Annotated in this window: 21 protein-coding genes; 10 read left to right on the top strand and 11 right to left on the bottom strand. The window is 64.4% G+C overall.

Going from position 1 to position 26,139, the window contains the following annotated elements:
- Positions 1-690 precede the first annotated feature (690 nt).
- The 3 genes from K1X71_02210 (at position 691) to K1X71_02200 (ending at position 4,881) form a co-directional block, all read left to right on the top strand.
- Entirely contained in the window at positions 691-2,037 is a 1,347-nt protein-coding gene (locus tag K1X71_02210) for a hypothetical protein (GenBank protein MBX7071937.1), read from the top strand.
- 68 nt (positions 2,038-2,105) lie between these two features.
- Positions 2,106-3,584, top strand: coding sequence for a bifunctional heptose 7-phosphate kinase/heptose 1-phosphate adenyltransferase (locus K1X71_02205; protein ID MBX7071936.1), 1,479 nt, complete (start codon positions 2,106-2,108; stop codon positions 3,582-3,584).
- 43 nt (positions 3,585-3,627) lie between these two features.
- The gene (locus tag K1X71_02200) at positions 3,628-4,881 is read left to right on the top strand and encodes a hypothetical protein (protein ID MBX7071935.1); all 1,254 of its coding nucleotides are present in this window, start codon (positions 3,628-3,630) and stop codon (positions 4,879-4,881) included.
- Here the strand turns inward: K1X71_02200 and K1X71_02195 are convergent.
- A complete protein-coding gene (locus tag K1X71_02195) occupies positions 4,871-6,067 on the bottom strand; it encodes a DegT/DnrJ/EryC1/StrS family aminotransferase (protein ID MBX7071934.1) in 1,197 nt (398 codons plus the stop codon). The two genes, K1X71_02200 and K1X71_02195, sit on opposite strands and share 11 nt — an antisense overlap.
- A 155-nt stretch (positions 6,068-6,222) precedes the next feature.
- Here K1X71_02195 and K1X71_02190 point away from each other — a divergent pair, with 155 nt between their 5' ends.
- Together K1X71_02190 and K1X71_02185 are read left to right on the top strand one after the other, a co-directional pair.
- Positions 6,223-8,352 (top strand): hypothetical protein, encoded by a 2,130-nt coding sequence (locus tag K1X71_02190; protein ID MBX7071933.1) that lies wholly within the window; start codon positions 6,223-6,225, stop codon positions 8,350-8,352.
- Positions 8,353-8,354: 2 nt separating this feature from the next.
- Positions 8,355-9,929, top strand: a complete 1,575-nt coding sequence (locus K1X71_02185) for a D-aminoacylase (protein MBX7071932.1) — start codon at positions 8,355-8,357, stop codon at positions 9,927-9,929.
- Positions 9,930-10,024: 95 nt separating this feature from the next.
- Here K1X71_02185 and K1X71_02180 read toward each other — a convergent pair whose 3' ends face one another.
- From K1X71_02180 to K1X71_02170, 3 genes are all read right to left on the bottom strand, one after another.
- Positions 10,025-10,228 carry a hypothetical protein gene (locus K1X71_02180; GenBank protein MBX7071931.1) on the bottom strand — a complete coding sequence of 68 codons (204 nt, stop codon included), beginning with the start codon at positions 10,226-10,228 and terminating at the stop codon, positions 10,025-10,027.
- Between the two features lie 165 nt (positions 10,229-10,393).
- Positions 10,394-11,143, bottom strand: coding sequence for a (5-formylfuran-3-yl)methyl phosphate synthase (locus K1X71_02175; protein ID MBX7071930.1), 750 nt, complete (start codon positions 11,141-11,143; stop codon positions 10,394-10,396).
- Entirely contained in the window at positions 11,140-11,685 is a 546-nt protein-coding gene (locus K1X71_02170; protein MBX7071929.1) for a hypothetical protein, read from the bottom strand. Before K1X71_02170 ends, K1X71_02175 begins: the two co-directional genes overlap by 4 nt.
- 130 nt (positions 11,686-11,815) lie before the next feature.
- On the opposite strand from K1X71_02170, the gene K1X71_02165 reads away from it, so the two are divergent.
- From K1X71_02165 to K1X71_02155, 3 genes are read left to right on the top strand one after another with little or no spacing between them, the layout of a single operon-like run.
- Positions 11,816-12,814, top strand: a complete 999-nt coding sequence (locus K1X71_02165) for a hypothetical protein (protein ID MBX7071928.1) — start codon at positions 11,816-11,818, stop codon at positions 12,812-12,814.
- A complete protein-coding gene (locus K1X71_02160; GenBank protein MBX7071927.1) occupies positions 12,811-14,376 on the top strand; it encodes a sodium:proton antiporter in 1,566 nt (521 codons plus the stop codon). The genes K1X71_02165 and K1X71_02160 overlap by 4 nt, the downstream gene beginning before the upstream one ends.
- An 18-nt stretch (positions 14,377-14,394) precedes the next feature.
- Entirely contained in the window at positions 14,395-15,597 is a 1,203-nt protein-coding gene (locus K1X71_02155) for an HRDC domain-containing protein (GenBank protein MBX7071926.1), read from the top strand.
- 13 nt (positions 15,598-15,610) lie between these two features.
- Here the strand turns inward: K1X71_02155 and K1X71_02150 are convergent, their stop codons facing one another.
- From K1X71_02150 to K1X71_02140, 3 genes are all read right to left on the bottom strand, one after another.
- The gene (locus tag K1X71_02150) at positions 15,611-16,690 is read right to left on the bottom strand and encodes a hypothetical protein (protein MBX7071925.1); all 1,080 of its coding nucleotides are present in this window, start codon (positions 16,688-16,690) and stop codon (positions 15,611-15,613) included.
- Positions 16,691-16,895: 205 nt separating this feature from the next.
- Positions 16,896-19,214 carry a DUF11 domain-containing protein gene (locus K1X71_02145; GenBank protein ID MBX7071924.1) on the bottom strand — a complete coding sequence of 773 codons (2,319 nt, stop codon included), beginning with the start codon at positions 19,212-19,214 and terminating at the stop codon, positions 16,896-16,898.
- A 166-nt stretch (positions 19,215-19,380) separates the two neighbouring features.
- A complete protein-coding gene (locus K1X71_02140) occupies positions 19,381-19,929 on the bottom strand; it encodes a hypothetical protein (GenBank protein MBX7071923.1) in 549 nt (182 codons plus the stop codon).
- 196 nt (positions 19,930-20,125) lie between these two features.
- Between K1X71_02140 and K1X71_02135 the strand changes: the two genes are divergently transcribed.
- Entirely contained in the window at positions 20,126-20,452 is a 327-nt protein-coding gene (locus tag K1X71_02135; protein MBX7071922.1) for a hypothetical protein, read from the top strand.
- Positions 20,453-20,473: 21 nt separating this feature from the next.
- On the opposite strand, the gene K1X71_02130 is transcribed toward K1X71_02135, so the two are convergent.
- Together K1X71_02130 and K1X71_02125 are read right to left on the bottom strand one after the other, a co-directional pair.
- Complete coding sequence (locus tag K1X71_02130) at positions 20,474-21,469, bottom strand: fatty acid desaturase (protein MBX7071921.1); 996 nt, start codon at positions 21,467-21,469, stop codon at positions 20,474-20,476.
- 144 nt (positions 21,470-21,613) lie between these two features.
- Complete coding sequence (locus tag K1X71_02125) at positions 21,614-22,606, bottom strand: ThuA domain-containing protein (GenBank protein MBX7071920.1); 993 nt, start codon at positions 22,604-22,606, stop codon at positions 21,614-21,616.
- A 278-nt stretch (positions 22,607-22,884) separates the two neighbouring features.
- On the opposite strand from K1X71_02125, the gene K1X71_02120 reads away from it, so the two are divergent.
- Positions 22,885-24,105 carry a TlpA family protein disulfide reductase gene (locus K1X71_02120; protein ID MBX7071919.1) on the top strand — a complete coding sequence of 407 codons (1,221 nt, stop codon included), beginning with the start codon at positions 22,885-22,887 and terminating at the stop codon, positions 24,103-24,105.
- A gap of 16 nt (positions 24,106-24,121) precedes the next feature.
- Here the strand turns inward: K1X71_02120 and K1X71_02115 are convergent, their stop codons facing one another.
- Positions 24,122-25,291 (bottom strand): aminotransferase class I/II-fold pyridoxal phosphate-dependent enzyme, encoded by a 1,170-nt coding sequence (locus K1X71_02115; GenBank protein MBX7071918.1) that lies wholly within the window; start codon positions 25,289-25,291, stop codon positions 24,122-24,124.
- A gap of 55 nt (positions 25,292-25,346) precedes the next feature.
- Positions 25,347-26,099 (bottom strand): endonuclease/exonuclease/phosphatase family protein, encoded by a 753-nt coding sequence (locus K1X71_02110; protein ID MBX7071917.1) that lies wholly within the window; start codon positions 26,097-26,099, stop codon positions 25,347-25,349.
- Between the last annotated feature and the right edge of the window lie 40 nt (positions 26,100-26,139).

The raw sequence follows: 26,139 nt of genomic DNA, 5'->3' as shown, positions 1-26,139 counted from the left end.
CGCGATGCGCCGTTTGAACGGCGACGTCGAGCTTATGGTTTGCCCTTTGCCGTGGCGGTCTGACCCGCTAAACAGGCCCCAAAAATGCCGATTTGACGCCCGGCAACTGAGCGTGTTTGCTAGGAGCAAAGACTATGCCGGGCATGCCTCAATGCGTCACCAAACCAGCGCTTCTTAGCGGAAGGCGGATTTCGAGGGGTCGCTCCCGTCTAACAACCGCAGCCAGCCGCTGCCAATTATGCGCTGCCCGTTTGTCATGCGCCGACCGGGCTGCCAAACTGGCAGTCCCAGATGGCTCACGGTGGTTTAGCAGCCGCTTGTCGGTCGCTTGGCGCAGTGCTATGCTCACCGTGCTACTGACTTGATTACGCTATTTGAATCGCCTACGGAGCCTGTTGTGGGAGTTAAGAAATCGGGTAAGGGTCGGCGCAAGTTAGGTCGCAAAAAGCGCCGCATGCGATCGCGAATTCGCCACCGCAAATAGTCCGCCCCACAACAGTCCATGCAACTTGCTCCCGATTCGCGCGCTGGCGCTGCGCGGTTTCTGTTGGCGCGACCGCCTGTGTTGATGCTCGCCACGTTGCAATCGCGCGCCCGCCGGTCATACTGACGCACGGCGCCTAGTGGCCGCTTTGGCGGTCCATCTCGCCTCGCTGATCTAGCCAATAGTCCTCTCGACCGAGGCCGCTCATGCACCGGTTTGCGCGCTGTTTCCCTCTGATACTTGGCCTGGGCCTGCTGCCTGCCGGCTCGCTGCGCGCCGAGGAACCGGTGAGCTTCAAGAATCAGATCGCTCCGCTACTCATCAACAAGTGTCTGGCCTGCCACGGCGAACAGGATCCCAAGGGTGAGTATCAGATTCACACCTTTGAGCGGGTGCTGAAAGATGGCTATAGCGGCTCGCCGGTCATCTCGGCGGGCAAGCCCGACGAAAGCGAACTGCTGCGATTGATCGCCAGCGAGGAGCCAGAAGAGCGCATGCCGAAGGAGGCCGATCCGCTCTCGCCCGAGCAAGTGGCCCTGGTGCGGCGCTGGATAGAAGAAGGCGCCAAGTACGACGCCGACGATCCCAAAGCCACTTTGGCGTCGATCGTTCCGCCGGCGACGCATCCGGCGGCTCCGCCTGAATATCGCGTCGCCTTGCCGGTGACGGCGCTGGCGTTTTCTCCCGATGGGGCGCGGTTGGCCGCGGCCGGCTATCACGAAGTCACGGTTTGGAACCCCAACGACGGCGCGCTGTTGCAGCGGATTGGGAACATCGCCGAGCGCGTCTATGGGTTGGCCTATAGTTCGGATGGCGCGCTGTTGGCCGTGGCCGCCGGCACGCCAGGATCGCTGGGCGAAGTGCGGTTGTTCTCGACCGCCGATGGCTCGCTGGTCCGGCATTTGGTGTCGCTCAGCGACTCGGCGCTCGACGTGGCGTTCAGTCCGGATGGAGCCAAACTGGCGGCGTGCGCCGCCGACCGTTCGATTCGCGTGTTCGATGTGGCCACCGGCGCGCAAGAGGTGCTGATCGAAGATCATGCCGATTGGGTCATGGCGATCGCCTGGAGTCCCGATGGCTCAAAGCTGGCTTCCGCCAGTCGCGACAAGACAGCCAAGGTGTTCGACGCCAAGACGGGAGACGCCATTATCACTTACCCGGGCCATGCCGAGATCGTCTACAGTGTGGACTTTAACGCCGACGGCACGCAGGTGCTCACCTCTGGGCGCGACAAGAAGATTCATGTGTGGAGCGTGGCCGAGGCCAAACTGGTGGGGGACATTGGCGGCTACGGGCAAGACGTGCTGGCGGTCGACTGCCAGGGGGGACAAATCTTTAGCTGCTCGGCCGATCACACCGTGCGGCAGCACGCGCTGGATAGTCGCGCCGAGACGCGCAATTACGCCGGTCATGCCGATTGGGTGTACGCCTTGGCGTACCACGACGGATTGAAGCGACTGGCGACCGGCGGATACGACGGCGAGGTGCGGGTGTGGAACGTGGCCGACGGCGCGCCGATCGCCACATTCAAGGCGGCCCCCGGCCTGAAATAGGGGCCGATCGCCGGCCGTCAGTTACAATGGATGCGTCGCACCCCGGTTATAGCCCATCACCCGGCCGCATGTCGCACGCACTCGCCGCGCTACTGAATCAGCCGCTTCGTCCACGCTTGCTCGTGGTGGGCGACGTCATCCTCGATCGTTATTTGTGGGGCGACGTCGAGCGCATCAGCCCCGAGGCGCCGATTCCGCTACTCAAGGTGGATCATCGCGAGGCGCGGTTAGGGGGCGCCGGCAGCGTGGCCGCCATGCTCTGTGCGCTCGGCGCCGAAGTGGAGTTGGCCGCCGTGCTGGCCCCAGACGCCGATGGCGCGGCCGCTCGCGCGCTGTTGCGCGAATTGAACATCGGAGACGACCGACTCGTGGAGGTCGACGATCGCCCCACCACGGTCAAAGAACGTCTGCTCGGCCGCGCGCAGAGCCGCCATCCTCAGCAGATGATGCGCGTCGATTACGAAGAAGCGCGGCCACTGACCGCCGCACAAAGCGCGGCGCTCGCTGATCGCGCTTGCCAGCGACTGGACGATGTCGATCTGGTGCTGGTCAGCGACTACAACAAGGGCGCCTGCGCCGGCAGCCTGGTCACCCGTCTGGTCGACGCGGCGCGCCAGTTGGGCAAACGCGTCGTCGCCGATCCGGTGCGCGGCGGCGATTATGGCCGTTACGCCGGCTGCGAGTGCATCACGCCCAATCGGCTCGAAGCGGCGCTGGCCACGGGTCAAACAATCGACTCGCCCCAGGCGGCGCTTGCCGCCGCGCAGATTCTGCTGGATCAAGGCGTCGACAACGCCATCGTCACGCTCGATCGCGATGGCATGGCCTGGCGCGGGCGAGATGGGCGACAGGGATTGTTTCCGGTGCGGCCGCGCCAGGTGTACGACATCACCGGCGCGGGGGACATGGTGCTGGCGACGATCGGCTTTGGACTGGCGGCGGGACTCGACTATCCGGACGTGATCGAACTGGCCAACGTCGCCGGCGGATTGGAAGTCGAACGACTCGGCGCCGTGCCGATCGCCCGGCAGGAGTTGATCGACGAACTATCGCTGGGCTACCGCGGCAGCCGACAAAAGGTGTTGCCGTTGCCGCGCCTGCTAGACGCCTTGGCGCGGCGCCGCCAGGCCGGCCAAAGAATCGTGATGACCAACGGCTGCTTCGACCTCTTGCATCCCGGGCATATCGTGACGCTCGAAGACGCGCGAGCGCTGGGAGATTGCCTGGTCGTGGGTGTCAATAGCGACCGCAGCGTACGCGAGTTGAAAGGCCCCGGCCGCCCCGTGCTCGATGAGGCGAACCGAGCCCATATGCTGGCGGCGCTGGAATGCGTGGACCACGTAGTGATCTTCGACGACACCAGCGTGGCAGCGCTGGTGGCGCAGCTACGCCCCGAAATATTGGCCAAGAGCGCCGCCTATGCGGTACACGAAGTGGTCGGTCACGAGATCGTGCTGGCCTATGGCGGAGAAGTGCGCCTGACGCCGATGCAGGGCGATTTTTCAACCACCAGCCTGATTCACAAGATCGCCAGCCCCGTCCCATGATCGACGCAACCAGCGCACCGTGGCCCGACCAAAGGCGCCTGCGATGAACGAACAGCAGAGCCGCGCGCTGGACTATTGGATCGGCATCGTCTTATGCTGGTGCCTCACGCGCTGGCGGCGCGTGGCCGACTGGTTGGGCGCAGGCCGCGCCGACGCCGCGCCGCGCAAGATCTTGTTCATCAAGCTCTCGGAGATGGGCGCCATTGCGCTGGCGATGCCGGCCTTTGAGTCGGCTGCCGTTCGCGTCGGTCGGGCAAACGTCTTCTGCCTGATGCTTGAGACGAATCGCGAAATGCACGATCTGGCGGGCTTTTTTCCGCCGGAGAATTTGATTTCGATTCGCGATCAGAATCTGTTCACGTTCGCGGCCGATGTCTGGCGCTTCATGCGCCGCTGCCGCCGCGAGGGAGTGGATTGCATCGTCGACCTGGAAGGGTTTTCGCGCGTGTCGGCGCTATTGGCCTACCTGTCCGGCGCGCGGACGCGCGCGGGACTGCACCGCTATACGATCGAAGGGTTGTACCGCGGCGACCTGTTCACGCATCGCGTGGCCGTGAACTACTACCAGCACGCCAGCGCGCAATTCTTGAGTCTGGTCGCAGCGCTCGACGCCCCCGCCACGGCCGACGTGATTTTGAAGGAGCGCGTCGACTTGGCCAGTTACCAATTGCCGCGCTTTGCGCCGACCGACGCGGAAATCAATTCAATGACCACGCTATTGAGCGAGCGGTTCGGCTGGCGCGCCGGCATGCCGCTGTTTGTGCTCAACCCCAACCTGCTCGATCTGTTGCCGCTGCGGCGATGGCCGCGCGAAAGGTTTTTGGAACTGGGACAGAGACTGTTGGCTGACGACCCAGACGCCCGACTGACGCTAGTCGGTCTGCCGCGCGAGCGCGAGGTTTCGGCGGCGCTAGCCCGTGAGATTTCGCCGCAGCGGGCCACGTCGCTCGCCGGAGACACCACGATCCGCGACCTGGCCACGCTGTTCACCCTGGCCGACCTATTGGTCACCAGCGACTCGGGGCCGGCGCATATGGCGGCCTTCACCGAGATCGCGATTGTCACGATTTTTGGACCAGAGACGCCGCAGCTTTATGCGCCGCTTTCACCGCGCAGCCGCGCGCTCTGGGCCGGGTTGGCGTGCAGTCCGTGCCTGAACGCCTTCAACCACCGCCGCTCCCCCTGTCGCGATCCTGTTTGCACACGGGTCATCACCATAGAGCAAGTCATGGCGGCGATCGAAGAATTGCTCGCGCAGCGCGCCGCGGAGCGCGCGGCGCCGGGCGTTACGACCTGACCTCGGCCAGACTGGCGCGCTGGCGCTGCGGTCGCTGGCTGTAGAACTGCTCAATCGACGCGCAAACCCGCCGAATCTGCGCGTCGGTCAGATGCGGATGCATCGGCAGCGAAAGAGACTCGCCCGCCAGCCGCTCGGTCACGGGGAATGATTGGCGCGCCAAGGGATAGCTGGCCAGTGCCGGCTGACGATGCACCGGGACGGGATAGTGGACGCCGGTCACAATGCCGTGCTCGGCCAAATGTGCCGCCAACTCATCGCGGCGCTCAGCGCGGATCACATACAAATGCCACGCATGCTGGCGGTCGGGCAGCGCCACCGGTCGGCCGACCGGCGCCGATTGCAGCAACTCGTCGTACAGCGCGGCGGCGCGACGGCGGGCGTGGTTCCAGTCGTCGAGGCGCTGCAGCTTCACGCGCAGCACGGCGGCCTGCAGCGGATCGAGCCGCTCGTTGCGGCCAGCCATCTCGCTCACGTATTTGATCTTATGGCCGTAGTTGCGGCTGGTCCGCAGCCGCTCGGCTAGCTCGGGCGAACTGGTGGTGATTAGCCCGCCATCGCCCAGCGCGCCGAGATTCTTGGTGGGGTAGAAGCTAAAGCAGCCGGCGTCGCCTAGCGTTCCCGCGCGCGCCGAGCGATAGGCGGCGCCGTGCGCCTGGCAGGCGTCTTCGACCACTGCCAAGTCGTGCGCGCGGGCGATGGCGCCAATCGCCTCCATGTCGGCCATTTGTCCGTACAGATGCACCGGCAGAATGGCCTTGGTGCGCCCGGTGATCGCCGCGAGCAGATGCGCCGGATCGACTAGCGCGGTCTGCTCGTCGACATCCACCAGCACTGGCGTGGCGCCGCGATGATGAATGGCCAGCGCGGTGGCGACAAAGGTGTTGGCCACCGTGATAACCTCGTCGCCCGGCCCGACGCCGACCGCTTCCAGCGCGAGTTCGAGCGCGGCCAAGCCCGAGCTGACGCCGATGGCGAATCGCGCGCCGCAGAAGCTCGCGAACTCGCGTTCAAAGGCTTCGACCTCTTCGCCGAGAATGAAGTTTCCGCTGGCAATGACGCGGCGCATGGCGGCCTCGATCCGTGGCGCCAGCTCATCATGCTGGGCACGCAGATCGACCATCGGCACCTGGCAATCGGTCATCGGCCACACGGTATTGGGGGAAGGAGAGGAATCGCAAGCCATCAGCCATTCTATTTGCCACGGCGCGACGTACCAGCGTGGCAGGCTTGCATCGGCTGCCAGATTGGATGAATCTAGGTGCATCGCCCCCAGGGACAATACGGGCGTCCGCCACCCACCGTGAATCCGCCCCAGCCCGTTTGAGCCGCTGACACCGCATGACACCCTCTCAACTCGCTGCGACCCGCACATTCCCCCAAAGTCACACCGTCCTTGCCGCCCCGCGCCGCGATGATGGCGGCGCCCCCCGCGCCGCGCATGGCCTGGCCCTGTTGATTGTGTTTTTGGTTTGGATGATCTTCGCGGGGCCCTTGTTCCTGCTGCCGGGCAATCTGTATCTGGTCGACATCGCGCTCAACGACCTGCCGAACCGGCTGCACGCGGCGGAGCAAATCCGCGCGGGGCATTGGCCGTTTTGGACGCCGGCCACCGAGTGCGGTTTTCCGCTGTTCTCCGATGGGCAAACCGGCGTCGCTTATCCGCTATTCGCGCTGTACGTGCTGTGGCCGTCGCCAGAAATGCACGACATTTGGATGGCGCTGCACTACCTGATCGCCGGTCTGACGATGTATGTGTTTTTGGTCGGTCGCGGCGCATCCCCTTTTGCATCGGCAATTGGCGCGTGCGGCTATTTTGGCTCGGCGCCGCTCATGGCGTTGCACGTTATTCCGGGCGTCATCGCCACCATGTGCTGGGCGCCGCTAGCGCTGTGGCTGATCGATCGCCACGCGGCCGGCGACCCGCGCGCGCTGTGGTGGTGTGCGCTGGTCAACGGAGTCATGCTGTTGGCCGGCTTTCCGAACGGCTCACTCTTCTCGTTCTCGCTGGAGGCCGCCTATCTCTGCTTTCGAGTTGGAAAGCAGCCGGAGAGCTTGTTTCGTGGCGGCATGATCGCGCTCGGCCTGCCGGCGCTATTGGCGATGGTGCAGCTGCTGCCGACGCTGCAATTTTTTTGGAACTCGCACCGGTCCGAGTCGCTGTCTTGGGAGGCCGTGTATTACAATCGTGTCGAAACGCTGCCGCAACTCATGACGGTCGGCGTAAGCGGCGTCGCCGCGCTATCTGCCTTTTATTGGGGATACCTGGCCGCAGCGGCGCTGGCGTTGTATGGCCTGTTCGCTTGGCGCAACCGCGCGGAGGCGCTTTTCTGGGGGGGCTTCCTGCTGTTGACCTTGCTGGTGGCCTTCGCGACGCCCGTCGCCTGGATTTTTTACTATCTGCCGGTGTTCTCCTGGTTTCGCTGGCCCAGTTTGTATTTGCTCGTGTCAACACTCGCGTACAGCGTGTTGATCGCTTTTGGGGCCGATATGGCGCTGTCTGTTTTGTCGCGATCGCTGCCGATTCGATCCATCGTCGCGGCGGTGGCGGCGCTCGCGGTGACCAGCCCGACCTTTGCCGATTGCCTGGCGCCGCCGGGCTGGGATCAAACGGCCTCGCCGGCCATCTTGGCAGCGGCCCATCGAGAAGGGCATTTTCGATTGTTGCCGCTGATGCACGGTCAGATCGAAGGCGCCGACCCGGAACACGACGAGCGTTTTTGGTCGCCGCAGCGGCTGCGCAACAGCTTTTTGACGTTGGCCGCCAACTATCACCTGCTACACGGCGCGCGCGTGGCCACGATCAAAAATCAATTCGACGCCGTGACACCCGCCGAAATGACGCACCTGCTGGCAACCGACCGCAACATCTCGCTGGGCTATTTGCAGGCAGCGGCGATCACGCACATCAGCGATGTCGAGCCGCTGCCCGCGCACCTGCTGGCCGCGGCGGAACTGGTGAGCGACGATCCCGTGCGCTTATATCGCGTGCGCAATCCGCTCCCCCGCGCGTGGCTGGTGTACGACGCGCGGCGCATCGATTCGCCGCACGAGCGCGTGAAGGCGATCCATGCCGGCGATTTTGACGCGCGACGCTTGGCGATTGTGGACACCGATCCGCAGATTGGCCCAGCGCCAACTAAGCCGGCCCAGGTGGCCTTGCGCGAGACAAGCCCCTCGTCGCTAGAGATCGAGGTCGAAACTGAGACGCCGGGCCTCTTAGTGGTGGCCGATATGCATGCCACCAGCGTTCACGCGGCCATTGACGGCGGCGCCGCGCCGCTGCTCAAGGCGAATCACGCATTTCGCGGCGTCCGCGTGCCAGCAGGTCGACATGTCGTGACCATGTGGTATCGTCCCACCGCCTTTTATGTTGGCGCGTGTGTGTCGCTGGCCGCGTTGGCGGTCGTTGCCGCCCAACTGGCCCGACCCCTGCGCCGCGACGCGCCATCCCACGAGGCTTTGGCTTAAACGTGTTCGACCTTTTGTATCGCGGCGCGACAGTGATCGACGGCACAGGTCGGCCGGGCTATCGCGCCGATGTGGCCATCGCCGGCGATCGCATCGCGGAGATTGGCGCCATCGACACCGGCGCGGCGCGGGTGATCGACGTGGCCGGGCGCGTGGTCGCGCCGGGGTTCATCGATGTTCACAATCACGATGAAGGGTGGTTGCTCAAGACGCCGCACCTGTTGCCCAAGACGAGCCAGGGCTTCACCAGCGAAGTGCTGATGAGCGACGGCATTTCCTACGCGCCGCTCACGCCCGAGACCGCGCGCGATTGGATTCACTATTTGCGTCCGCTCGACGGCCTGCGCACGGCCGATTATCGCGGTTGGCGCTCGATCGCCGATTACATGGCGCTGCTCGATGGGCGAACCGCCCAGAACACGATTCCGCTCGTCCCCTTCGCCAATTTGCGCGTGCTGGCCTGCGGTTGGCGGCGCGACCCGGCCGACGATATTCAAATCAACTTGATGCGCGAAGAACTGCGCCGCGCCATGGACGCCGGCGCCGCCGGGCTGTCGACCGGGCTGGACTATATCGCGCAATGTTTTTCTTCGACCGACGAGATTGCCCGCGTGGCCGAGGCGATGGCCCGCCACGAAGGGGTGTATGTCACGCACGTGCGCTACAAGCGGGGAACGGTATGGGGAGTGCGCGAGGCGATTGAAATTGGCCGCCGCGCCGGTGTGCGTGTGCACATCTCGCACCTCAAGGCGGCCACCGCGCAAGAGACCGAGGAGATTCTCACCCTGATCGACTCCCCCGCCGCGCGCGATGTCGATCTGACGTTCGATATCTATCCCTATATGCCAGGGTCGAGCCTATTGGGCATGCTGCTGCCGTATGAGGTGTGGGAAGACGGTCCCTTGGCGGCGCCAACGCGGCTGGCCGATCCCTTGGTGCGCGACCGATTTGCTCGCGCCGTGGAGGGTTACGGCCTGAATCTCAATCAGCTCACCATCGCCTGGGTCGGCAGTCGCGAGAATCAATCGTGGCAAGGCGCCACCCTGGCGTCGTACGTCGCCGCGAGCGGCAAGTCGTTGGGCGACGCGCTGGCCGACCTGTTGATCGACGAAAACTTTTGCGTGCTGATGGTGTTCCATGTCTCGGGTGACGAAGCGGTGGAGCCGTTTCTCGCGCATCCGCGGATGATGCTCGGCAGCGATGGCATCTATTTCCCTGATGGCGTAGTGCATCCCCGAGTGGCCGGTTCCGCAACACGCATGCTCGGCCGGATGGTTCGCGAGCGCAGACTATTCTCCTTGGAAGAGGCCGTGCGCAAGATGACCAGCTTTCCGGCCGAGCGGTTCGGTCTGGCGCAGCGCGGCGTGCTGCGCAATGGCGCCATTGCCGATCTGGTGGTCTTCGATCCGGCCACCGTCGCCGATCTGGCCACCTATGCCGATCCGCAGCGCCTGTCGGCCGGCGTCGAGCATGTTGTAGTGGCGGGGCGGCCGATCATTGAGCAAGGCGCCGCGCTGCCAGAGATCGAGGAGGCGCCACCGGGCCGAGCGCTCAAGTTTCGCGATGCCGCTCGTTAGCGCTCTGCCAATACCCGGCAACCTGGTTCTCAAACGATGGCAGTGGCCCCAGGTGTTTGCTTGTCGACGATCCACTCACGTGTTCGGCGGGTGCGCTAATCAATCGCCTTCTCATCGTGATACAGCCGATCTGAGGGATGCCAAAGCGGCATTCCGCTCCGCAGACGTTCGGCGAGGATTTCTAGTTTCTCACCGCTGCCCGGCATGGCGCGGGTAGGCACGAATTGATCGGCGCTGATTTTGTTGGGCTCATAGTCCCAAACGCCCGACTTGATGGCTTCCAGCACGGATTGAGGCACGACGAAACTCCTAAGACGCGCTTCGAGCAGGCGGTGAATTGGACGCAGCGGCCGAATGACTCGCGAGCGGACGACTAGCCGCAATTTAGAACCTGCCCAAAGAGACTCATCCCAAACGTTCACTGACCAGAACAAGTAAGAATATCCAAGCGCGATCGACAAGCGTCAAGAAATTTTTTCCGGACCATGCGAAAAATGCGCCGGTCTTGCCGTTGACCTGAAGAGTCCGGAAGAGTTGACCAGTCGCACAAGCTGACCCACGCGCGCGGCATCGATCTCGCCAGTGCGATGGTGCGCGCAAGCGGCCCCCCGCACGGCAATTAGCGAGGGCGCTAGCGGCAACAGGGGGGCGATCGCATCGGCCGTGAGCGAGCCGGCAAGCACCGACGGCCACTTGCGGCTCTGGGCCTGATCGATCAGCCAGCGCGCCTGGTCGATGGTCCAATGCGAAAGCAGATTTCCGCCACGCTTGTCGAACGTGTCGACCAGCACCGCAGCGGCGCCAATCGACTCGGCCGCGGCGACAATCGCCTCGGCCGTCGGCGAGCAGGCAGCTAGGTGATCGGCATAGACCACCGCTACGGGACGAACGCTCGCCGGCAGCGAACCGGCGGCGGCTCGCCAAAGGTCGGGCCAATTGGCCTCCTTTGCGCAACCGGCAAGACCAAACTTGGCATAAGTCAAGCCAGCGGGCAATTGAGCGGCATTTGCGGGCAACCAATCGAGCAATTCCCCCAGCGCGGCGCTCACTGGCAATCTGGCGCCGACGACCTGCACTATCTCGGCGATGGTTTCGGTCGATGCAGCGCCCAACGAACCGCGGTTCGGCTCTTTCACATCGATCACGTCGACGCCGGCCGCCAGCGCTATGCGCGCCTCGCTCGCGCTGCGGACGCTCACCAACAGCCCCGTCATCGCGCGACTCCCGCGCGCAGTTCGCGCTGGCGGGCCACCAGTCGATCGTTGAGCGCTTGCGCCAGTTCGATGGTGAGCGGCTCGCACCAAGTTCCCCGAATAATGATGTTCGACTCGCACCAACTGCCGAATCGAGGATCGACCTCTCGCTTGGCGTATTCTTCCGCCTGCGGGCGCAGCCGCACCACCAGCGTCACTGTTTCGGTTTTTTCATGTTTTTCGCCCGGCAAGAAGCTGGGGCCCCGGCCGAGCAGAAAGCACTCTACTTCTTCGATCGGCACGATTTCGGCGCCGCCGGCCGCGCGCAGCCGCAGTAGCAGGTCGCCATGCGCATACTCGATGCGGGCGCCGTGCAGCCCCCCAATCCATATGGCGGCCACCACGTCGAACACGCCCGAGATGGCAACCAATAGCGCCGGCAACCAATGCCCGGCGAGGTAGAGCGCGGCGGCGATGAAAAAGCTCACGCCGGCGACCAGTGCGGCGACGCCACGAATCAGACCGATCGCACGCGTATTGCCGCGCAGCCACACTTCTCGCATGGTCGTACTACTTTGCTCGATCAGGGGACCACAAGGGAGAGGACGTGGCAATGTAGCAAATTCGCGTCCGTTCTGGTGGCGGCGCGCCCAGTCGCCGCCCGAGAGGCTGGTCAGTACAATCGCCAGTTCGATGCGCAACTCTTGGCACATGATGGCGATTGGGATTTGGCTGGCCGGCTGTGCGCTAATCGCCGCCGAGCCCACGACGGCCACGGTCGACGAAGCCACAGCCATGGCGGGCACGGCCCGCAAACCACAAGACGACGCGGAACTGCGCCGCTGGCTGCCGATCATGGACCACCACCGGTTGACCCCGCGCGAAATCAGCATCGCCACCGGCATGAGCGAAGACGAGACCGCGGCGGCGCGCGCGCGACTTGGACCATTGCCGAAGGTGTCGACGTCGGGACGCAATTTAGTCGTGCTCCCCTACCCCGGAGGGCGTCACCCGCGAATCGGCTTTTTGGATGGCGCCGTGGGGCCGCAGCGCGAAACCAAGGTGAGCGTGTTCACGCCTTGGGACGCGGCTAGCTATGTGGTGGTTGATGTGCCCGAGGCGATCTGGTCGAACTTGGGACTCTTATACTTGGCGCATACGCATGTTCCCACCGTGTGGTCGCGCCAAGCGATTGAGCTGGAGCCGTTGGAATGGCGGACCGCGCCTGGCGGCGGCCTGGAAATTGAGCGGGTGCTGCCCAACGGCGTCGCGTTTGGCGCGCGGGCAAATGTGGAGACCGATGGCGTGCGGTTTGAGCTTTGGTTGCGCAACGGGACCAGCGCCACCTTAAGCGATTTGCGCGTGCAAAATTGCGTGATGCTGCGTCAAGCCGAGGGGTTTGCCGAACAAACGGAAACGAACAAACGCTATCGCGCCCCCTTTGCCGCGGCGCGCGATGCGACGGGCCAGCGCTGGATCATCACCGCCTGGGAAGGTTGTCATCGCGCCTGGGGCAACGCGCCTTGTCCTTGTTTGCACTCCGACCCCCAGTTCGCCGATTGCGGGCCGGGGGAAACCCGGCGACTGCGCGGCTGGTTGTCGTTTTACGAGGGGCGCGAGATCGAAGCGGAATTTGATCGGCTGGCGGCGCGATTCGACTGGCTGCGCGCCAATGAGGAGCCTGCGCCATGAGCCATGTTCCGCACGACCATTTTCAAGCGCTACGTGGCTATCGAGCCATGGTCGCCGCGATTGCGCTACTGCTTGTCGGCTACGGCGCGGCGCTAGTCGCCGGTTGGCCGCAGACGGCGACCGCGAGGATCGTGGCCGAACGCGGTCATCAAGCCGACCACGCAGCGACTGGCGGCGACCATCAGCATGCAGCCACGCCCCCGCCGCTCTGGACCGTCGCGCCGTTTGCCGCGCTATTGGGGGCAATTGCCGTGTTGCCGCTCATTCCGGCGCTGGCGCATTGGTGGGAGCACAACCGCAATCGGTTTTTAGTGGCAGCCAGCATGGCGGCGGCCACGCTGACCTATTATTTGTGGTGGCACGTTGGCGCGGTCGAGCGCCATTTTGTTTCGCACGCGGTTGTGCCGGCGGCGGCCAGCGGACCATCATGGCAGGTGGGCCGCACCGTGCTCGAGAATGCCCTGCTCGTCGAGTTCGTCCCGTTTATCGTGCTGCTATTCAGCTTGTACACCATCGCGGGAGGCATTCGCATCGATGGCGATCTGTTGGCGCATCCGCTGGTGAATGTGGCGTTCCTCGCCGTTGGCGGTCTGCTGGCCAGCTTCATCGGCACGACGGGCGCCGCCATGCTCCTCATTCGTCCGCTGCTCGACACCAATCGCGAACGCCGGCAAGTGGCGCACACCGTGGTGTTCTTCATCTTTGTGGTTTGCAATTGCGGCGGCCTGTTGACGCCGCTGGGCGACCCCCCTTTGTTTCTCGGCTATCTCGAAGGGGTCGATTTTTTGTGGACGCTGCGACTGTGGCCAAGTTGGCTATTTGTGAATGGCGCGCTCTTGGCCGTCTATCTGGCGTGGGATTGGCTGTTCGCCTACCCCCGCGAGGCAGTCCGCGACCGCCAGCGCGATGAACAACTGGCCGGCCAGCTTCGCGTTCACGGCCTGGCGCTACAGGGGCCGCTGCTGGTGCTGTTGATCCTTTCGGTGGCGCTGTTCGATCCGAGCAAGGCGGTCCCTGGCACAAGCTGGCATGCCTGGCTCTATCTGCGCGAGGCGACTCAACTCGGGCTAGTGGCGGTGTCGCTCGCCGCCGGCTCGCTGGCGCTGCGCGTCGCCAACCGCTTCACGTTCGACGCCATCATCGAAGTGGCGGCGCTGTTCTTTGGCATCTTCATCTGCATGCAGCCCGCGCTGGCGATCCTGGCGGTACGCGGCGGCGAACTCGGCCTCTCCACGCCGCGTCAATTTTTTTGGGTCACTGGCGCGCTGTCGGCGGTGCTCGACAATGCCCCCACGTACCTGGTGTTTTTTCAAACGGCGCAAGCGCTGCCTTCATCGGGTCAGACGCTGGTCGCGGGAGTGGCCGAGCCGCTGTTGGTCGCCATCAGTCTTGGCGCCGTGTTCATGGGCGCCATGACCTACATTGGCAACGGGCCGAACTTCATGGTCAAGGCCATCGCCGAATCGTCGGACGTGCCGATGCCGAGCTTTTTTGGCTATTTGCTGCATAGCGTGTTGGTGCTCTTGCCCATCCTGCTAGTCAACGCGTGGCTGTTTCTGTAAACCTTCGACATTCCCCGAATGACCCCAGCGCGAGGCGCCGCCGTGCAGACCAAGACCATCACCACCGAGCGCGAACTTGAGCAGCTTTGCGAATCGCTGGCCTCCGAGTCGGCCATCGCGTTCGACACCGAGTTTGTTTCGGAGCATTCCTTCCGACCCGAATTGTGTTTGATCCAGGTCGCGGCGTCGGGCCGGTTGGCGGCCATCGACACCATCGCCGTTGGCGACACATCCGCGTTTTGGAAGATGCTGACCAGCGGCGATCACGAGACGATCGTGCATGCCGGGCGCGAGGAAGTGTGTTTCTGCCTGGATGCCGTCGGCGCGCCCCCCAAGCGGTTGTTTGACGTGCAGTTGGCCGCAGGGCTGATCGGCATCGAATACCCCGCCGGCTACGGCTCGCTCATGTGGCGCGTGCTCGGCAAGACGCTGCACAAACGAGAGACCCGCACCGATTGGCGCAAACGGCCGCTGTCGGCCCAGCAAATCGATTACGCCTTGGACGATGTGCGCGACTTGGAATTGCTGCGCAACCGGCTCTACGAGCGGCTGGATAAGCTCGGCCGCCTGGCCTGGCTGCAGACCGAAACCGACGCCTGGCTCGACGAACTGCGCGCCTCGCGCCAACGCGAACGCTGGCGACGCGTTTCTGGCAGCGGCAATCTGTCGAGCCGCGAGCTGGCCATTCTGCGCGAGCTGTGGCGCTGGCGCGAAGAGCAGGCCGAACGTCGCAATTGGCCCGTCAAGCGCGTGCTGCGCGACGACCTGCTGGTGGAACTAGCCAAACGCAAGAGCGCCGATGAAAAGCAAATTCGCGCCGTCCGCGGCATGGAACGCGGAGACCTGCAGCGCTCGCTGCCACATTTGATTGCGGCGATTCGCCGCGGCATCGAACTGCCCGACGACGAGTGCCCGCAGTTCGTGCGCCGCGAGAGCAACAGCCAGCTCAACATGGTGGCGCAGTTTTTGGCGTCGGCGCTCAACAGCATCTGCCGCTCGGCCGAGGTGGCGCCGAGCATTGTCGGCACGTCTCAAGACGTGCGCGACTTCGTGGCCTACCGGCTGGGCGAAAGCGACACCGACGAGTTGCCCGGCCTCGCGCGGGGCTGGCGGGCCGAGGTGGTGGGCAATTTGCTCAACGATCTATTGAGCGGGCAGATGTCGATTCGGATTCGCGACCCGCACTCGGAGGAACCGCTGGTGTTTGAGCCGGCGGGCTGAAGCGGCCCTTGCGCTACTTCTCGCGCTTCAGAAAATTGCCCCATCCCGAAAAATCCAAACGCGCCGAGCGCTTGTCAGGCATCCCTGAACTTGTGCCTTGCACATCGTTGTCGGCGGGCGCCAGGTATTGGGCCGCCTGCACGGGCGTCGGTCGAGGCGCTGGCGCGCCTGGCGGCGGCGCTCCGTTCGCGGCGGACGGAATGACTGGAGCCGAAGGATTGGCTGGCAGAGCGGCAGCCGGCCGTGGCAAACGGGCGACACGATCGGAGGCCGATTCGACTGCTGGCGGCGCCGGTTGACCGGGCGTGACTAACTGTTGGCCGCCGGGACCGGTTTGCAGGTTTTGCGGAAACGCCACCGCTGCGGTGACCGGTATCGACGGCATCTGATGCGGTTCGTCATTTCGGCCACCGATAATCGGGATTTCGAATTGGTCCCCCGCGAACTTGGTGCCTTCATAGACGGTGCCACGTTGGAATGGGCCGGCGCCAAAAAACCAACTGTTACGCGCGGTGCTGGTCACCGGATCAATGCCGGTTTGCATCACTGGCCGGCCTGTTTCGCGACTGTAAGCGAACACGGCCAACTTGGCCACCGCTTTTTGATTGGTCGCCTTGGCAAGCGGCAACTCGGGAATGGCGGACGGCAACGGCACGCCCGGCACGCTAGGCACCGCCACCGCCGGCAGACCAAACAATAGATCGCTGCGGTCGGTGCCGACTCCGCCCGAGCGGGCCTCGACGATGAACTCGGCCTTGTCCTTTGCCTCGCGCAGCACACAGCCGCTGGCCAACAGGTGCTGGCGAATCGAACTGACAATATAGTTTTCGTCGGTCACGCCCTTGAGATAGGACGCGTCGAAGTAGACTTCTCTCCCCGCGAGAATGCCAAAGTTGAATTCTGACACCGCCTTGTCGATGGCGTTGGAGAGCAGCAGTTGCTCGGTGGCGGTGCGCTGCGTGTCGGACCAGCGGGTGGTGCCGCAGCCGGTTAATACGGCGAGTGTCAGGGCAACGGCCATCGCGCGCGCCAGCAGCGCGGCGCTCTTCGCCTGCGGCGCAAAATGGAATTGGGCGATGCGGACCGCGCCCATTCGTGCTCCCTGGTCGATGTCGGAGGCGGGATCAACGGCCGCGGCTGCGCCGAGCGCGATGGCTCGCCGGCGATCGACGCTGCTAGCGCCCGGGGCCGTCAGGGGGCGGGAGTATAGTGCAATGGCCCGAGCGATTGAACCGACATTTCGCTGGCGCCAGCAGTGCGCGCAAGCGAAGAGAGAGCAGGTGGCCCTTCGGCGGCAATTACGGCGTCGACTCGCCCGCCGGCGCAGGCGCGGCTTCGTCAGCCGTTTGCGGCTCGACTGATTCAGCGGCTGAGCCTGCTTCGGCGGTCGCCTCCTCATCGGCCGGCGCCGAATCCTGCGCCGACTCCGTGGCGTCAGGCGCCGCCGCAGACGCCGGTTGGCTGTCCGCGGCATCATTCGGTACGTCAATGCCATAGAACCGCGTCGTCTCTTCAGCCGCCAGCTTTGTCTCCAAAGTCGGGCACTGCACTTCGGCGCGGAACACGTGATTGCCACCGCGATGGGCGCGAGCGCGAATCTTGAAGATTCGTTCCTCGCCCGGCGTCAAACTGGCGATCGGCGCCATGGCGATCTGGCCCGGACCAATCTCGTGTTCGCCCCCTTCCACTTCGATCGGCTCAATGCCGGGAGAGAAGAAGGCCACCACCTCGACGCCATCGGCGGCCTTGGTGCCGCGGTTGTGGATGCGAATTTCGTAATAGGTGTCTTGCCCCACCGGCACCGGGCCTTGCGGATCTTGCACTGTCAACGTCAGGTCGGCCAGCGCTTCGACCTCGGTGTCCAGAGTGGCCACGTGCCGCAAGTCTCCCTCGGCGGTGCCGATGAGTTGCAGCGTGTTGCTGCCCGGCTGAGCCAGTTCGCACTGAATCGAACCGGTCCACTGCGCGCCCGGCCGCAGATTGGTGGTGTTCCAAACCACGCGTCCCTGTTCGCGCGAGTATTGGCCACCCTCGGTGGCCGACACAAAGTTGGCGCCGGTGGGCAGCACCGCGGCGATTTGCACATTCTTAGCCACCGCGTTGCCCGGGTTGGCCACCGTGACCTGATACGCGCCAATGGTGCCGGCGTACAACAGCGGCGGACCATCGACCGCGACCTGGATGTTGGCGCGTCGCACCACAACTTCTTCGTCCACCGCGGCCTGCAGTCCGCCATCGCCGGTGGCTTCGGCCTTGAGCCGCAGATTGCCCGACTGCCGGGCGGTCAGCTCAAGCTCGACCACCTTGTTCTCGCCCGCCGCCAACACACCCACCTGATGGCTAACCACTTCGCCGTCGCCGGGGCTCGTCGGCAGCAAGCGCACCACCACGTTCTCGGCGTCGCCGTTGCCGGGATTGGAGAGGGTGAGTTTGTACAACTCGCGCTCGCCGAAAAAGACCTCTTCGGGACCGGCCAGCGTCATCACCAGTTTGGGTTCTTGCACCTCGATCGACGTTTGCGAAACGATCGGCGCCGAGGTCCAATTCACCGCCAGATCGAACGAGCGGCTCTTGTGCGGGATCAATCGCACGGCCAGTTCGGCCTTCGATTGTGTGCGCAGTAAGGGAATGTGCCATTCGAGCGTCGCGCCGCCGTCGCTGGTGGCGCCGGGGTGCGTCGTCCCCTCGCTGGCATGCGTATTGGCCAATTCGGCGCCGTCGGGCAGCTTGATGGCGACCAGCACCTCATCGGCGTCGATCGCGCCCGTATTGCGGATCACAATTTGATACGCCGCCACCGCGCCGACGCGAATCTTCTCGGGCCCCACGGTTTCCAACGTGAGCGAAGGACTTTGCTGCGAGATAATGACATGCGGATTCTTGGCGACCGCGGCCTCGGCCACGGCCGGCGCGGACTCTGGCACGCGGGCAGTGCGTGCGAAGGGCGCGGCGGGCTCCACGCGCGGCGGGCGTGCTGGAGTCGCGGCCGCGCTGGTCGCCGGAGCAGCTTGCGGCTCTGGCGTGTAACGGCGCGCGTCGTCTAGACGCTGCTGCAACGAGCGCCGCGGAGCATCGCGCGATTCAATGGTGGTTGAAGTGGGAGGGCTGCTCGGCAGATCATCGAGCGAGTCGGGAGCGACTCCGTCGGGTTCGACCTGCACGGGGCGGCGCGGCGGGCGAACTTCGCCCACACTCTCAGGACCGGCGGGGGCATAACCGGGCTGCGCGGTGCGACGGCTCGATTGAACCGGCGGCGGCGCCTGAGCGGACTGCGTCTCGGCACGCGGCGCGCGGCGCTGCGGCGCCTGGGGCGCCGCGCTGCTCGCGGGCGCGGGCTGCGTCGTTCGGCGTGGTGACTCTTGAGGATCGGAAAAGCGCTGTCCGCGAACCGCATCGGCCGAGAAAGGCTCGCGCGGCATCGCGCTACCTTCACGGGCGCGCGGCGGCGCCTCGTACGGATCCTCCGTAAGCTGCTCCTTGGGCGCTCGATTAAAAAGGTTGCGACCGAAGCGGCTGATCCGCTGCGTGAATGATTCGGACTCTTCTTGTCCGTATGCGCCAGTCACGACCAACATGCTGGCGACAAAGACGATTACTATTCGGCTCGAGCGCGACATCGCGGTTCCCCAGCGAGGCTGAGATTAGGGTTCCGTCAGCTATATCGGCCATGTCGGTTGGGGCGATTAAGAAGAGTTGCCGCTTGGGCAAGAATTTTCGCCAAGCACTCCCGCCTACCGCGCAAATAGCGAAACCTGGTGGTCTACACAGCTTCGCGGCCAAGACTCACGAGCGTGCTGGCATGCCATCGCCTTGGGATAGCGAGATCGCCAAGGCGAACGCCTGCAACAGGCCGCTTGATACGAATCCGGCCAGCGCGCCGACCACGGCGCAGGAAAAGAACCACACCAAGACGCCCGCCAGCGTCGCCTGCGACCAATAAAAGCTGGTAAAGAACCCACCGCCGGCCAGCCCCAGCGCCAAGGCGCCGATCGCGCCGCCAATCTGCCGCGGTCGTTCGTCCGTCAGCGAATGTCGCAGCGCAATCGCATCGGTGTCCATGATGGGCAGCGGCGTCGGCAGTCCGTCGTCGCGCGCGGCGCCTGAGTCTTCGTGTTGGCTGCCGCGCGACTGAAAGGTGCGCGAGCCCCACGAGTTGCCAAGGACATGCGCCGCGGCCAAGAGCAATAACCAGGTCACCACCGTGGCGCCAAGCGCGCCGATCGCGCTGCCGAGCGCGAAGAGGCCACTCAAGAGCGCGACAACCAGCAGCAGCGCGCGCAAGCCAAAGCGCGGCAGCAGATCATTTGAGCGGCCATCAGTACAGCGGTGCATATCGGCATTCTAGTGGCGACGCGCTGGCGCGGCGATAGTTTCGCGCGCGACATAACGCGCCCGCCCGCGCCGTGTCAATATGAAAGCCAAGAACCGGTAATTCGCCCTGGCGATTTTCGCTTTACGCGGCGCGACCGGCAAACTATTCTCGGCCTCAACGGGTTCAGTCTTGGGCGCAAGAAAGGAGGCTTGTGAGATGGAGCTCCGCAAAGCCACTGCGGCAGGATTGTTTGTGGAATTTCGCGATTCGCTCGGCAACTCAGCCGGCTCCGCCGTCTACTTCGATTGGCAAGGCCGCGCTCTGCCCGCCGTGGGAGACCAGTTCGCTTGCTCGGTTCATTCGCCGCGAGCGCGGACGCCGCGCCGCATGGCGGGGCGAGTGACGCATCGGGCCTTCGACGTGCAGACCGACGACGCCGGCAAACCGTGCGTGTGGGTGCGCTTGGTGGTCGATGTGGGCGTCGATTGCGCACCAGCGGTGAACAAGCGTGGCCGGGCGGGGTTTGAGGTCTCCCGCAATTGAACTGCTAGCGGCGCCAGATCGCTATTTGCCAGCGTTCCACGACCGCGGACGCACCACGTCGGTGGCCAGCCCCACGGCCGCTAGCAGGCGCACCGTCAACCAGGTGATGTCCACCTCCCACCAGCGGTGCCCGTGGGCCGCCGCGCGTTGGTCGGCGTGGTGGTTGTTGTGCCAGCCTTCGCCGTTGCTGACCAGCGCCACGAACCAGTTGTTGCGGCTGTTTTCACCCGTTTCGTAGTTGCGGTAGCCCCAGCGGTGCGTCAGCGAATTGACGCTCCAGGTGATATGCCACACGGCCACGGTGCGCACAAACACGCCCCACACCAGCAGGCTCGATCCAAATTGCACGCCCCCCATGATCTGGCCGGTCGTCGCCAGGCCGATCACGAAACCCGCCAAATAAAATAGCGCCGCGTGCGCCACATAGATCCAGAGCCAATTCAAGCGCCGTTCCAGGCGAAAATAATAGGGGTCTCGCAAGATATCGCGGGCAAATTGGTCGTAGGTCGCCACCGAGTTGGTCTCGCGGTTCTCGACCCACAGCCAGGTGAAGTGCCCCCACGCCAAATCGACCAGCGGGCTATGCGGGTCGGCCTGCTGGTCTGAATCGCGATGATGCAGCCGATGTATCGCCACCCAGCGCGCCGGCGTGTCTTGCAAGCAGCACACCCCCAGCGTGGCCAAACCATGCTCCAACCAGCGCGGACATTTGAAGCCTTGGTGCGTCAGCAAGCGGTGATAGCAAAGGTTGATGCCCAGCGTGCCAAAGACGTACAGCCCTAGAAACGCGAGGGCCACGCCAGTCCAGCTAAACAGCCACGGCACAAACGCCAATAGCGCCAACAGGTGTGTGCCACCGACGCCAATCGCATAGGGCCACAGCAATTTAGCCGGCGTTGTGCCGCGCGGACGTTGAATCCACGCGGTCGAGGCAGCAACCTCATCGATCGCTGGTTGCTGGCGCGGACGTGCCGGTCGCGTTCTTGCGGGCAGGATAGACTCTTGATCGATCGCCATGGCAACTGTGCCTTATCAAGTTCCCAAAGGAAGCCAGCCATTGGCGCCCGAGTGCGGGAGACGCGCATCCTGCACGATCGCCTTATCCTATTCCGTCGGCTGATAGGTGCATACCGGTCGCGTAGAAATTGCGATTGCGGCAAGTTATTTGGCGTAATCGGCCGGCCGCATGTTACGCCGGGCGCCGCCAAACTTGAACGGTGAAGGTGCGAAATCGCCCACCAGGCCCACCTCGGATCGCTCGGGAATCTGGCCTTCCAACCCCACTGCCCAGTAACAGGCGTTCACCAACAGCCGGCGCAGCCCCTCGCTCTGCAAGTCTTGCGAAGCCCCCATCGTCGTCGCGAACACCCGCGCTTCCTTGCCCGCTGGAGTGTTGAACTTGCGCGTCCAAGCCACGGGCATCATGGGGTCGTTCTTCTTGCCGGTGACTGGTGGATCGTCGGGCTGCATGCCGGTGAGCACCTGGCCCAGCACCAGCGGCTGACAATGTTCGTCGAGCGGCAGGCGCACGCCATACACGTCGGTCGGTCCCCAAATGTCGCCATCGGCGATCCCGCGCAAAATCGGATGCTCGGCCGCCCCCGGCGCGATCACGCCGCGCGTGCTCTCGTGGCCGTGATGTCCATGATGGTTGATCCACGTTTCTCCCAGCACATGCCGACCGAAGCCGCCATTCCACTGGCTGTTGTTCCAGCCATAGCGGGCGTACGTGCTGCCGGCGGGCAGGTCAAAAGCGTGCGTCGAGGTCCGCATGCCGATGATGGGCCGGCCCGACTCAACATAGTCGGCGATGTGCCGCATCTGCTCGTCGGGCAGCTTGCGAAACCGCGTGAACAACACCAGCAGGTCCGCGTCGTCGAGCGCCGCGAGGCCGGGGATGTTGTTGTTCACATTGGGATCAATCGCGCCATCCTTGGGATCGATGGCGAACAGCACCGTGCAGCGAAAGCCATGATGCCTGGCCAAAATCTTGGCAAGCTGCGGCAGCGCTTCTTCCGAGCGATATTCTTCGTCGCCGCTCACCAGCACGATGTGCTTGCCTTTGCCGGGTCCGGCGTCGCCTTCGACAACCAGCCAAGGATCGTCGGCCCAGGCGAGCGGAGCGGCCGCCATAGAAGCAAGACACGCGGCCATCGCCAGATGCGGAAGAAAACGCGGCATCGCAAAAGCTCTCCACGACGGGGAATAACGCCAAGTCGCTTGGCATTCTGAACCCCACCCCCGCGCGAGTCAAACCAGAGGGCCGATTCCAGGCCCAATAGCGCGTTGAGTTGCTGGGGGCGATCGCATGACGAATTGGATTTGCGGAAATATTTGTTGGAAGCCGAGGGCGCGCGAAGATTAGATTGTTCGAGATGGCGAACGCCGGAAATTCCTATGGCGGCATGCGCTACTACGACGGGAGCATTCTCATGCGAAACACGTGGATCGTGATGGCGCTGGTTTTGAGTTTGTCCACTAATTTTTGCCGCGCTGCGGAGCCAGCCGACAAGAGCGACGAAGGCCAGGCATCGACTCTCGCCGAGAAGATATCCGCCATCGCGGCGACCCATCGCCAGCGCAGAAAAGAGTTTTACGACGAGCTCGATACGCTCGCCCAACAGCGCAAGGGACTAGGCGCGGCTGAATACGGCAAACAAGTTTCTCGGGCCAATCTGGAATACAGCAACGACGCGAGGCCAATGGCCCAGGAACTGATCGCGCTCATTAAGGCGAACCGTCAGCAACCGGCTGTGATTGAGGGCCTGATCGCGCTCGAAGGCGAAATGAGTCACTCGCTCGGCGTCGACGAGCAGTTGGTCGATATCGCGCTCAAGGATCAGCTCGCCAACCCGGAGATGGGCAGGCTTTGCAGTCTGCTGCGCCACAGCAACAACGATCCGGCCGCGGAGTCGATTCTGCGGGCCGTGGCCAAGGAGCATCCCATGCGTGAGGTGCGCGGCATGGCCACCTATGGCTTGGGGGAATACTTTCGACAAACGGCTCGCGACGATTGGGGGCGCCCCATAACGCCGGAACAAACCGCCGCGCTCTTGGCCGACGCCGAAAAGCAGTTTGTGGATGTCCTCGAAAACTATGCGGATGTGCTGACAAGCGATGGCAAGAATCTGCGCGATCTGGCTACATCGTCGCTGGCTCGGGTGAGAAACATTCCCCATCTCACGGTGGGTCAACCGGCCCCCCTGCTGCGCGGCGAGTCGGTGGACGGCGTCGCCATCGATCTGGCCGATTATCGCGGCAAGGTGGTGTTAATCGTGTTTTGGGGTTCGTGGTGCGGTCCCTGCATGGGGATGGTTCCGCACGAGCGCGAGTTGGTCGAGCGCTGGAAAGACAAGCCGTTTGTGCTGTTGGGCGTCAACTGCGGCGATGATCGACAAACCGCGCAGCGAACGATAGCCGCCGAGCGAATGCAATGGGCGTCGTTGTGGGACGGCGAGTCGACCGAGGGGCCAGCGCAATCAGCCTTTAACGTGTTGCATTGGCCAACGGTTTACGTGCTGGATGCGGCGGGCACAATTCGCGCGATTGATCCCAAAGCCGCCGAGCTGGATTCCCTGATTGAAAAGTTGCTTGCGTCCACAGGCGAGGCCGGCGGCGAACATCGCGGTGCTGCCGCAGAGCACGAGCCCTGATGGTTCGGGTCGCCCATCAGACGGCGGCCAGGCCTTCATCGAGGGCGGCGAGGATGAACTCGGCCGATTCGACGCCGATCGACAGGCGAATCATCCCCTCGCAGATTCCAAGTCGCTGCCGCTGGTCGGCCGACAGCGCCCGGTGGCTAGTGCTGCACGGATGACTGAGCGTGGTGCTCAGTTCGCCCAGCGACGGCGCGAACGGTATTTGATGGGCGGCGTGAATGAATCGCGCGGCCGCCTCGGCGCCGCCACCCAGCGTGAACGTGACCATCGCGCCATACCGCCCGCCAAATTGACGCCGCGCCAACTCGTGCTGCGGATGCGCCGCCAGACCTGGGTAGCGCACCGACGACACGGCCGCCGATCGCGCCAGTCGCTGCGCCACTTGCTCTGCATTGGTCCCCGCCCGCTCGGCGCGCAGCGCCAACGTGCCGATGCCGCGCGCCGCGAGCCAGCACTCCAGCGGGCTGGCCATCAGTCCCCAGGTGGCGATCACGTGCCGCATGCGCTGCCAGTGTCGCGAAGGTCCGCAAACCACGCCCAGCAGCACGTCGCTATGGCCGTTCATGATCTTGGTGACGCTCTCATACACCAGGTCGGCGCCATGTTCGAGCGGTCGGCAGAGGGCGGGACTGGCAAAGGTGTTGTCGACCACCAGCAGCGCGCCGCGCTGGTGCGCGAGATGGGCCAGCGCGGCGATGTCGGCCACGGCCAATGTGGGGTTGGCAATGGTTTCGATGAGCAACAGCCGCGTATTGTCGCGCAGCGCCGCGGCGACGGCCTGGGCGTCGAGCGCGTCGACCACCGAACATTCGACCCCCAGCCGAGCCGTTTCGTCGCGCGCCAGCGTGAGGCTGCGGCCGTAAAGCTGATCGCTGACCACCAGGTGATCTCCAGCCTTCAAGTGCGCGAGCACAATGGCGGCCAGCGCCGACATGCCAGATCCGCAGGCGGCGGCCTCTTCGGCGCCGTGCAGCGCGCGGCACTGCGCGGCCAGCGCGTCGGCGTTGGGGTGGCTGTCGCGACGATAGACATAGCCCGCCTCGGCGCCCGACAGCAGCGCGTCGGCGTGCTCGGGATCGCGGCAGCGATAGACGGTGGAAAGCTGAATCGGCTCGGCCAGCGGGGCCGAGTCGCCGGGCGGCAGGGGCCGCGGTCGTGGGCAGATGTCGTCGGGCTTCATGGCGACGATTGTAACCCGACTCGCCGCATGGCGCCGCGTTTGCGCGGCGTCGAGCTTATGCCGCGTCGGTGGCGGCGTGCGACTTGAGATCGAGTTCAACCACAAGCGGCAGATGATCCGAGGCGAGCCGCGCCACCGCGCTGCGGACCACGGCGGCCTGGCGCACGCGCAGCTTGCCGCGGTAGAAAGCCTTGTCGAGCGAACCCACCGGCAGATAGGCCGGAAACGAGCGAAACTGCGAGATCGGCGCCGTCGCCTGCTCAAAGCCGTGATGCCCCAGGCTGCCGCCGGGCAGGCAATTGCGCCAGTCGTTGAAGTCGCCAACGATGAGCGTCGGCAGGTCGGCCGCCTCGCGAAAGAGTCGGTGCTGCAACAAGTGATTGGCCTGCCACTCGCGTTCGTACTCGGCCAGACCGAGATGCCAGTTCACCAGGTGCAGCGGGCCGTGCGGGGTATCGACCACGGTGATCTGCGCGCCACGCGGCTTTTTGGCGCGCACGTGATTGCGCCATGTGAGCGACACCTGATGCGCCTGCCGCAGCGGAAAGCGCGACAGCACCAGATTGCCGTAGCCCCCCTCCTTGAGATGCACATTCAGTTGATAAAGCTGATGTTCGCGCTCGAGCAGTTCGGCCAACAGTTGCGGCTGATCGTCGTGCGCCGAGCGTGGCACGTTGCGATCGACCTCTTGCAGACAGACGATGTCTGGCGCTTCGGCCTGAATCACGCGGATGATGCGCTCCAGCCGATAGAGTCGATCGCGGCCGCCAATGCCTTTATGGATGTTGTAGCTCAGTACTCTAATCACGCCCGCTCCCGACAGTCCGTGCCGCACTGACAAACCCGGC

It is taken from the genome of Pirellulales bacterium (assembly GCA_019694455.1).
Classification (GTDB): domain Bacteria; phylum Planctomycetota; class Planctomycetia; order Pirellulales; family JAEUIK01; genus JAIBBY01.
This window is presented reverse-complemented; position numbering and strand designations above follow the sequence as displayed.

Bases quoted from the DNA above. Each gene is read 5' to 3' on its own strand.
- K1X71_02150 (MBX7071925.1), bottom strand. From the start codon at position 16,690: ATGGGCGCGGTCCGCATCGCCCAATTCCATTTTGCGCCGCAGGCGAAG.
- K1X71_02140 (MBX7071923.1), bottom strand. From the start codon at position 19,929: ATGCACCGCTGTACTGATGGCCGCTCAAATGATCTGCTGCCGCGCTTT.
- K1X71_02170 (MBX7071929.1), bottom strand. From the start codon at position 11,685: ATGCGAGAAGTGTGGCTGCGCGGCAATACGCGTGCGATCGGTCTGATT.
- K1X71_02210 (MBX7071937.1), top strand. From the start codon at position 691: ATGCACCGGTTTGCGCGCTGTTTCCCTCTGATACTTGGCCTGGGCCTG.
- K1X71_02145 (MBX7071924.1), bottom strand. From the start codon at position 19,214: ATGTCGCGCTCGAGCCGAATAGTAATCGTCTTTGTCGCCAGCATGTTG.
- K1X71_02195 (MBX7071934.1), bottom strand. From the start codon at position 6,067: ATGGCTTGCGATTCCTCTCCTTCCCCCAATACCGTGTGGCCGATGACC.
- K1X71_02175 (MBX7071930.1), bottom strand. From the start codon at position 11,143: ATGACGGGGCTGTTGGTGAGCGTCCGCAGCGCGAGCGAGGCGCGCATA.
- K1X71_02120 (MBX7071919.1), top strand. From the start codon at position 22,885: ATGCGAAACACGTGGATCGTGATGGCGCTGGTTTTGAGTTTGTCCACT.
- K1X71_02200 (MBX7071935.1), top strand. From the start codon at position 3,628: ATGAACGAACAGCAGAGCCGCGCGCTGGACTATTGGATCGGCATCGTC.
- K1X71_02155 (MBX7071926.1), top strand. From the start codon at position 14,395: ATGACCCCAGCGCGAGGCGCCGCCGTGCAGACCAAGACCATCACCACC.
- K1X71_02135 (MBX7071922.1), top strand. From the start codon at position 20,126: ATGGAGCTCCGCAAAGCCACTGCGGCAGGATTGTTTGTGGAATTTCGC.
- K1X71_02190 (MBX7071933.1), top strand. From the start codon at position 6,223: ATGACACCCTCTCAACTCGCTGCGACCCGCACATTCCCCCAAAGTCAC.
- K1X71_02125 (MBX7071920.1), bottom strand. From the start codon at position 22,606: ATGGCCGCGTGTCTTGCTTCTATGGCGGCCGCTCCGCTCGCCTGGGCC.
- K1X71_02115 (MBX7071918.1), bottom strand. From the start codon at position 25,291: ATGAAGCCCGACGACATCTGCCCACGACCGCGGCCCCTGCCGCCCGGC.
- K1X71_02165 (MBX7071928.1), top strand. From the start codon at position 11,816: ATGCGCAACTCTTGGCACATGATGGCGATTGGGATTTGGCTGGCCGGC.
- K1X71_02205 (MBX7071936.1), top strand. From the start codon at position 2,106: ATGTCGCACGCACTCGCCGCGCTACTGAATCAGCCGCTTCGTCCACGC.
- K1X71_02130 (MBX7071921.1), bottom strand. From the start codon at position 21,469: ATGGCGATCGATCAAGAGTCTATCCTGCCCGCAAGAACGCGACCGGCA.
- K1X71_02160 (MBX7071927.1), top strand. From the start codon at position 12,811: ATGAGCCATGTTCCGCACGACCATTTTCAAGCGCTACGTGGCTATCGA.